Here is an 8,267-nt window from a genome sequence, read left to right on the forward strand (position 1 = left end):
AACCGACAATTCGGATTGCGCCGCGTTGCCTTCCTTCAACCCGGTGAGGATACCGCATGCTCAACCCCTCTTGACGGATGGAATGCGATTATACAACGGAGCGCTACTTCAATGAGAAGTTCGCCGAATACGAGCTCACCGCCAACATCGCCTTCAGCTGCGATGACACCTATGCGCTGGTGTCGCTGGTCTCTGCCGGGCTTGGCATCGGCTTTGCGCCGGAATGGACGCTTGATCTTCCCAATCGCGGCTTTGAGCTGAAGAAGGTAAGCGGCATCGACTTCCGGATCGGGCTCGGCATTGCCTGGAACTGCGAGGATCCGACCGCAGGCCGCGACGACATCGTCGACATCGCTCGGTCGCTGGCAAGGCGGGGCTGACGACATAGCCTAGCCTGATGCCAGGGACGGTCGGTGCAGGGCACACTGGTTAGCGCTGGCCGAGGCCAATGGCACTTAGCGACGTGATACCGCCGGGCTGAGTACCAGGAGGCGGAGGATCTCGAACAGAACCTGAGCGCCAGCGTGTGCCATATTCGTCGTGCTGTCGGTTTTGCTGTCGGCGAGCTAAATCCACACACCCGCTCTCGTCATGCCAGTCTGCTGATTGGGCATTATGAAAAGTTGGGCTTGCGCGAGAGGCGGCAGGATCACAGATTGAGGCATCATCATAAGCAAAGGGCGGGAACGATGAGCGGCAATTTCTTTCAACCGGTCGATGCTGCCGAAGTTCCGCGCTTTGCCGGACATTCAACCTTCATGCGTCTGCCTGCCGTGCAGACCGCGATCGGGCTAGATATCGCCCTTGTCGGCATTCCCTGGGACGGCGGGACGACGAACAGGGCAGGCGCACGGCACGGACCGCGGGAGGTTCGCAATCAGTCAAGCCTCATGCGGCGCGTACACCATGTCTCGGGCACCGCGCCTTTCAGCATCGCCAACGTCGCAGATGTCGGCGATCTTTCCGTAAACCCGATCGATCTTGCCGACGGCCTAGATCGCATCAGAAAGGGAATGGATACGATTGTCGCCGCCGGTGCCATTCCGCTATCGGTCGGGGGAGACCATTTGACAACGCTGCCCGTGCTACGTGCCGTGGCAAAAAACAGACCGGTTGGCCTGATTCATTTTGATGCGCACTCTGATACCAACGATCGCTATTTCGGTGACAACCCCTATACGCACGGAACACCGTTTCGTCGTGCGATCGAGGAGGGGCTGCTCGACCCGAAGCGAATCGTTCAGATCGGAATTCGAGGGTCGATCTACGATCCGGGCGAGCATGACTGGGCAAAAGAGCAGGGCATCCGGATCATCTACATGGAGGAGTTTGTCACCCGCGGCGCAGACGACGTGATGCGCGAGGCGCGAGAAATCGCCGGTGGCCTGCCGACCTACGTTACCTTTGATATCGACTGCATCGATCCATCCATGGCGCCGGGAACCGGAACACCGGAGGCTGGCGGCTTCACGACCCGTGAGGCGCAGCAAATGATCCGTCTGCTTGCCGGAGTTGAGATCGTGGGCGCCGACGTTGTCGAAGTCGCGCCGCCATTTGACCTGGCCGGCATGACGGCACTTGCCGGCGCCACCATGATGTTCGAACTTCTCTGCGTCATTGCCAAACAGGTTGGTGTTCGGCGCGATGCTGCTGGCGTCCCCGATCACCGGCCATCCGCTCGCTAGGGGCGGATGCCGGCCTCGCCCGATAGCCGTCGGTAGCCGCCACGCCAGTAGAGCAACGGCTCGACATCGTCACGCGTTTTAATCGCGCAAACGTGACCGATAAGGATCGCGTGCGAATGGTGGTTGAGTACCGTTTCAAGTTCGCAGTCGATAACCGTCAGCGCATCTTTCAGCGCGGGCGTGCCGGTCGAAAGACTATACCATTGCGCGTCCTGATAGCGCTCGACCCCTCGCCGCCCATCGAAGCCGGCGAAGGACTGCGCGATATGCTGTTGGTCGACGGTGAGCACATTGACGCAGAAGCGGCGATACCGTTCAACCACAGGCCAGGAAGACGACCCGCGATTGAGGCTGACGATTACCGAAGGCTGCTCCGCAGAAAGGGAAGAAACCGATGTCGCGGTAAAGCCTGTCCTCTCGTCGCGTTCGCCTACGGTGATGACGCTCACCGCGCCGGCCAGGTGGCGCATAGACAGCTTGAACGCAGATTGATCGACGACAGGTCGGCTTGTCATCTCTGGCATCCGCTCTCTCCTTGGTTAGCCTGTGGCTTGTGCCTTCGCGAAACGATTGGTCGGCATCGAAAGTCCGAGGTTGTCCCGTAGCGTCTTGCCCTCATATTCTTCCCGGAAAAGTCCGCGCCGGCGCAATTCCGGCAGAACGAGCTTCACAAAATCGTCGAGGCTGGATGGCAGCGTCGGGAACATCAGGATGAAACCATCTGCCGCACGGGTCTCGAACCACTCCTCCATGAAGTCGGCAATCTGTGTCGGCGTACCGGTGATGCCATTGCCTGTGTGCTTCTCGGCGTAGTGGCGGACCAATTCACCGACGGTACGACCGCTCTTCACGAAATCGGTGAGTTCCTCAAACAGCGCCCGCGATCCCTTGGGTTCCGTCGGCAATCGATCCATCGGAAATGGCTTATCCAATGGGACGCCACGCAAATCGGCCTCGAGGAACTCGGAAAGCATCAAGCGACCGACGTCCGGGTGCATCTTGTCGATAAGGTAGTTGACCTTCGCCTGCGCCTCGGCTTCCGTTTCACCCACGTTCAGCACGACACCGGGCATGATCTTGAGGTCGTCAGGGTTACGTCCGAAGGCCGGCATACGTCCCTTGACGTTTTCGTAGAATGCGCGGTTTCGCTCGATGTTCGAGGCGAGGCTGAAAACGATCTCGGCCGTGCGTGCTGCCATTTCCATGCCGGGCTCCGAGCCACCGGCCTGCGCAATGACCGGCCGGCCCTGCGGCGAGCGCGCAATGTTCAGCGGCCCACGCACCTGGAAGTGCTTGCCCTTGTGATTGAGCGTATGGTGCTTGGTCTTGTCATAGTAGACACCGCTCTCGCGATCGAGCAGCAACGCGCCGTCCTCGAAGCTGTCCCAGAGACCAAAGACGACATCCACAAACTCGTTGCCTCGCTCATAGCGTAGCGCGTGCGGATCCAGCCCCTCACGATTGAAATTGTAGCCCGTCTCGTCGTGGTCCGAAGTAACGACGTTCCAGCATACCCGCCCGTGGCTCAGATGGTCGATTGAGGCAAATAGCCGAGCGACGTTGTAGGGCTCGTAGTAGCTGGTCGATACAGTGGCGACGAGACCGAGCTTCTCCGTCGTCACCGCAAGCGCGGCGAGCAACGACAATGGCTCGAAACGGTTCATCTTGGTCGGGATGCGGGCGAGAGCATCCGGGTCGCCGACGGCGGCGGCCGGAGAATCGGCCATGAACATGAAATCGAGTTTCGCCGCTTCTGATTGCTTGGCAACATCGAGCAGGTGGCTAAAATCGTTGGCGCCATGGACGTCGCTTGCCGGATGCAGCCATGAGGCCGGGTGAAAGCCGAATGTATAGACGAATGTACCCAGTTTCATCTTGTCGGTACGCGCCATGCCATTCTCCAGTGGGATTGGTTCTTTGATTGCCCAAGGTAACGCCACGCGACTTTCTTCATCAATAACGCAACGCTGACTTCCGTTTTAGTTTTTCTAAAGAGTCGCAGGTGCGGAGATTTGCGCCTGCCGCCGCCGTGGTGATACCGCCGCGCGTTTTATTTGACTCAATTTCGCATGTAACTGACCCTTTTCGCATCGTAGGGATGAGCAAGCAATCGATTGCTGCGGAGAGGAGCCAGTCTCACGGTTCGTCGCTGTCGGAAGAGAGGCTCGGGGGCGTTGCCTCTGGAGACTCCCGAGCCTCCCTTCCTCTGGCGTTCGAGCTTGCCGCAATAGCTGCTCGGTCCCCGCGGCCCGCCATCTCGGGTCAGGTCGCGACGATAGCCATGGTTTCATACTAGGCAAGTTCGACGTCATGGAAACGTATTCTTAGGCGATGGGTTAACGCCGGAACCTTGGGTGTCGCGGGTTCAGAAGGGGTCCAGCCACTTACTCAAATGTGGAATCGATTTGTGGGTCGGTTCCACATTTCTGAGTGATGACTGTTTGCGGCCCCAATCGACCGCTGGCTCTTGAAAAACCCAAGTTGTTAGGTTATTTTGGAGCATGGTCACCGTTCTCCGCGAAGCAGGAATGCGATTTGTCATTTACACGGATGACCACGAACCGGCGCACACCCATGTCTATGGAGATGGGGAAGCCCGCATCAATATCCTCGATCTCACCGTGATATCAAACCGGGGAATGAAGAAGCGGGATTTGAGCGTAGCCCTTGCCATTGTTCAGGCGAACAAGCGCCTGTTCATCGAAAAGTGGGAGAGCATCCATGGGTGAAGTTGTCTTTGAAGATCGTCACTACCGAGAAGCTACCGTGAAGGGGGAGGCAGAACGCGCCCGCGCGCCCATTCCGGCATCAGCTCGTTTCGATGAGGCATCCGGCCGCATCGTCGTGGATTTCACCAACGGCGCTGCGTTCATGGTGCCTGCCCGATCGATACAGGGCCTGGAGAATGCAACCGTTGCGCAGTTGGCGGAGGTAGGGCTTCTCGGCGAGACCGGCCTGCATTGGGAAAGCCTGGACGTGGATTTTACTATCGCCGGGTTGATGAACGGCATATTTGGCAATGCGAAGTTCATGGACGCGCAGCGCCGAGGCGGTCAATCCCGTTCAACGGCCAAGGTAGAGGCAAGCCGTGCCAACGGTGCCAAGGGCGGACGCCCCCGGAAGAACGCCTAGGCGCTTGCAGATGGCTGGCGCCTAGCCCGGCCGTCACGAGCGTTCAACGACGTTGCCACCTGGACCGAAGACCCAGTCGCAAATCGTTCGCTGCCGCGATAGGCTCCGGCGTGGACAAAACGTCCGCCTGGGGCCCAACCCGGTCTTCTACTGTGGGCAAGGACACGCCCGCAATTTGCGCGTAGTTGTCATCGCAATTCACGGCCGAAGGCAGGCCCGATCCGGCGTGACCATCTATGACCCAAATAGAACTCGACTATGCACCGGCTGTCGAAGCCCTCACGCCGGTGCTCCACAACCTGCCACGCAAAATCGTCGCGATCGGCGGATTGCCGGGTGTCGGTAAGACAACCCTTGGTCGATACCTCGCCTACCGCTTCAACGTCTCGCTCATCGAGACCGATCTGTTCCTCATCCCCAATCAGGGGAAGATGGTCTACCGCGTGGACTGGATCAATCAGGTTGTCGGCTCACGACTCGATAAGGACGACCCAAAATGGCGGCGTCCAGTTATCATCGAAGGTTCCACCGTCTTGCGCCTTCTCGCTAGCCTTGGGCGCGAGCCTGACTTTATCATCCATGTCGTCAACAACGAAGCGCCCGAGAGCAACGGCGCATTGGCCAAAGACCTGAAAAGCTATGACGCCAAGTATGCGCCAGCCTCGAAGGCTGACATAACTCTAAAGTTCTCAGTTTAACCGGAGGAAGTTTCATAATCCCCATCCCGAAAACTATCCCTGCTACACAGCGATGAAGAAGACCTCCGTGCCAAGTCCATTTCGCTCATCGAGGCAAGGGAGGACATGTCGCTCCACGTCTTGATGATCGAGCGGTGCATGGACACGCTACTATACGATCGCGGGAACACGCCAGACATGAGGATCGGAAGAAAGCGGGCTAGAGACGCCTGCAACCATCACCTGGTTGCGGCCGAGTCGCTTCGCGGAGTAGAGCGCTTGGTCGGCGTGTTCCATGGCGATCTTCATTTGGTCATCCAACCCATTCACCGTCGCGATGCCGAAGCTGGCGGTAATCTGTCGGCGGATCCCTTTCGATTGCCAGTCCATCCGGCCGAGGCGTGTTCTGAGCGTTTCAGCAAGTGTAGTCGCGTGCTCAAGCGAGCTTGCTGGAAGATAAACGATGAATTCTTCGCCGCCGAACCGTGCTGCGCATCCGTTGCGACCCATGACGCCTTCGATCTCCGCGCCCAATTCGATAAGGACGCGATCGCCCGCAGCGTGCCCGAAGCGATCATGATCTCCTTAAAGTGGTCTAAGTCACAGATCACGACAGCACCTTCGCTATCCGCGCGATACATACGCACGGCCTGCTTTTCAAAGCCACGACGATTTAGAAGTCCCGTGAGAGGATCTCTCTCAGAAGTATCCCTGTGCCGATCTATCGCTTTGGATGCCATGGCACCCAAAGCAGCGAAAGGAAACGAAAGGCCAATAGTTATTGTCGTGATATGGACGGCCAAGTTGTAAGTGGAGTCCGCGAAGTCCGCCAACTGGTCGCTGGATTCGAAGAAGAAGGTGAAAAGGAATGTTCGCGCCAGGGTATCAACTACAATGAGAGCGGCGGTAACAACCAAGGCAATGTCAGCAGCGCGGTGTGCCTTCGAGGCGACGGCGAATACAGCAGCTCCCAGCACGCATGCGAACGCGAAATCAGTAAGAAAAAGTTGGTGCTTCAGGCTCTCCATAACGAAAACGAATTGGCAAAGCAGGAGGGTGTAGCCGGTGACGAACGTCCGATGCCAAAATTTTGAGTTGGGCACCCGAAAGTGCAATCTTATGGCAATGCTGTAGCAACAAGCCGCCCCCATAAAAATCATTCCGGACACAAAGGCATCAAATTTCGGTTCAATCGGAAACGTAGAAATTACGAAGCCTAATCCCGCCTGCGCGAACGCAGCACTCCAATGCCAAGTATCCACGATACCAATACGCCACAGGAGGAGGAAAGCGATCGCAATCACCCCGAGGAGCGCGGGAGGCAAGAAGTAGAGTATATCGCTGGTCTCCATGATGCCTGCACATCCCAGAATTTCGGTTGCGTCGCACCTCTTGTAGTTGTGATGGCTTAAGGCTTCATTGAATTTCTCGGCGGAATTTCATTATCCAACCTGGCGCCTAGTGACGCCGATATGAGCCTGCACACAGGCTAGAGGCACAGGGAATACAGTCGTTAAGGTGCCGAACAGAACCTACTGGGAACCTGGCTGAACGAATGCCAGGCTCCACAATCTAGTGGCAATCATGAATGTGTTAGACGCGCCGGTCTGGTTGACTGGCGGTTCAGGTAACTAAGTAGGGGGCGGATAAGATTCGTCCCCCTCTGCTGGGACACAAAGGAAGGAAGGGACTCAATCGGCGTTTTTGGCTTGAGGCCACGGCCTTCACAGTTCAATCGCTTCGACCAGATTGTCGTGCGGAGGCTGCGGTGTTGTTTGACGTGGTTCTGACGCTGGCCTAGTAACGTTGGGTACTTGAACGCCTGCCGCTGGCTCGTTCTGCTGTGGTGCAGATGCCTGGGGAACACCGGCATCCTGCATGGCAACGATCATATCACCGCAGGACTTTAGTGAGACAATCGCGTCAAGCGAACCCTTGAGATTATAGACTCCCATGCCAACGATGTTGATGGATTTTGCCTTGGCCCATCCATACAAGTCCGCATTGGTCAGGCTATCGATCATGATCTGATCTTTGCCGATAGCCCGACCAATATAGGTGCCGGACGAACCGAGCGAGGTAACCACGGACACCTTGTATTGGTTACCCGCAGTCATGTTGGCCGACCGCGATGCTAGTGATAGGAACCAACCCTTGGTGTCGATGCCAAATAAAATCTGATCACCCGTTCTCGGATACGCAGTATGCGCAATGCACCTGATGTCTTGGGGATAAGCCATGACAATCCAGTGTTTGGTTTGCTTATAGACCACTCCGTCACCGGCGAGAGCCGGTGTGACGGTCGCGGCTGCAGCTGTCACGGCAAGCACGAATGCGGCGATTGTGTTCTTCAACACCTATACGTCCCTTCCTGAGAGGTTGCGTTTCTTTTCGTACTGCGCGATGCGGACTCGAAGCTCGGCAGGGCGGCCAGAGCGTTCGGTATTGTCCTCGATCTAACTGAGCCTTCTTGGATCAGGTCTAGCAGGCTGTTGAAAAAGGCATTGGCGCAAGGCTCCTGTCGTGATTCACTCGCTTTATTGCGATTTGGAGCTGATGGATGCGTGGCGGCGATGTGAGGACAGGCGAACTCTTCAGCTATGTGGATCTGGAGGCTCGTGTTCGAAAAGATCATCCTCTACGGGCCATCCGGCAGATCGTGAACGGAGCGCTCGTTTTATTGGAACAAGATTTTGCAGCGCTTTATTCACCGATCGGGCGGCCGTCGATTGCGCCAGAAAAGCTTCTTCGCGCCATGCTTCTGCAAGCCTTC

7 protein-coding genes and 3 pseudogenes are annotated in these 8,267 nt (G+C 57.2%); 6 read left to right on the plus strand and 4 right to left on the minus strand.

All coding sequences use genetic code 11. The features are described from left to right. Positions 1 to 95: 95 nt before the first annotated feature. Positions 96 to 380 (plus strand): annotated as a pseudogene (locus tag C934_RS0131025) (LysR family transcriptional regulator substrate-binding protein); the annotation flags it as partial. Positions 381 to 689: 309 nt separating this feature from the next. Then, on the plus strand, positions 690 to 1,685 hold the full coding sequence (speB, locus tag C934_RS0131030) for an agmatinase (RefSeq protein ID WP_018860395.1): 996 nt from the start codon (positions 690 to 692) through the stop codon (positions 1,683 to 1,685). Here speB and C934_RS0131035 read toward each other — a convergent pair. Continuing rightward, on the minus strand, positions 1,682 to 2,200 hold the full coding sequence (locus tag C934_RS0131035; RefSeq protein WP_026372229.1) for a flavin reductase family protein: 519 nt from the start codon (positions 2,198 to 2,200) through the stop codon (positions 1,682 to 1,684). The two genes, speB and C934_RS0131035, sit on opposite strands and share 4 nt — an antisense overlap. A gap of 24 nt (positions 2,201 to 2,224) precedes the next feature. Continuing rightward, positions 2,225 to 3,577: an LLM class flavin-dependent oxidoreductase gene (locus C934_RS0131040; RefSeq protein WP_018860397.1), complete on the minus strand. Its 1,353-nt coding sequence runs from the start codon at positions 3,575 to 3,577 to the stop codon at positions 2,225 to 2,227. 636 nt (positions 3,578 to 4,213) lie between these two features. Here C934_RS0131040 and C934_RS0131045 point away from each other — a divergent pair. From C934_RS0131045 to C934_RS0131055, 3 genes are all read left to right on the plus strand, one after another. Beyond that, positions 4,214 to 4,414 (plus strand): DUF4160 domain-containing protein, encoded by a 201-nt coding sequence (locus tag C934_RS0131045; RefSeq protein WP_062369716.1) that lies wholly within the window; start codon positions 4,214 to 4,216, stop codon positions 4,412 to 4,414. Beyond that, positions 4,407 to 4,817, plus strand: coding sequence for a DUF2442 domain-containing protein (locus C934_RS0131050; RefSeq protein ID WP_018860398.1), 411 nt, complete (start codon positions 4,407 to 4,409; stop codon positions 4,815 to 4,817). Before C934_RS0131045 ends, C934_RS0131050 begins: the two co-directional genes overlap by 8 nt. A gap of 236 nt (positions 4,818 to 5,053) precedes the next feature. Further along, positions 5,054 to 5,515, plus strand: coding sequence for a hypothetical protein (locus tag C934_RS0131055; protein ID WP_018860399.1), 462 nt, complete (start codon positions 5,054 to 5,056; stop codon positions 5,513 to 5,515). A gap of 150 nt (positions 5,516 to 5,665) precedes the next feature. Here C934_RS0131055 and C934_RS36370 read toward each other — a convergent pair. Then, positions 5,666 to 6,846, minus strand: a pseudogene (locus tag C934_RS36370) (GGDEF domain-containing protein). A gap of 372 nt (positions 6,847 to 7,218) precedes the next feature. Continuing rightward, positions 7,219 to 7,851: a hypothetical protein gene (locus C934_RS0131070; protein WP_018860401.1), complete on the minus strand. Its 633-nt coding sequence runs from the start codon at positions 7,849 to 7,851 to the stop codon at positions 7,219 to 7,221. Between the two features lie 203 nt (positions 7,852 to 8,054). On the opposite strand from C934_RS0131070, the pseudogene C934_RS33125 reads away from it, so the two are divergent. After that, positions 8,055 to 8,267 (plus strand): annotated as a pseudogene (locus C934_RS33125) (IS5/IS1182 family transposase); the annotation flags it as partial.

Origin of the sequence: Rhizobium sp. 42MFCr.1 (assembly GCF_000377185.1) — a bacterium.
GTDB classification, from domain to species: domain Bacteria; phylum Pseudomonadota; class Alphaproteobacteria; order Rhizobiales; family Rhizobiaceae; genus Rhizobium; species Rhizobium altiplani.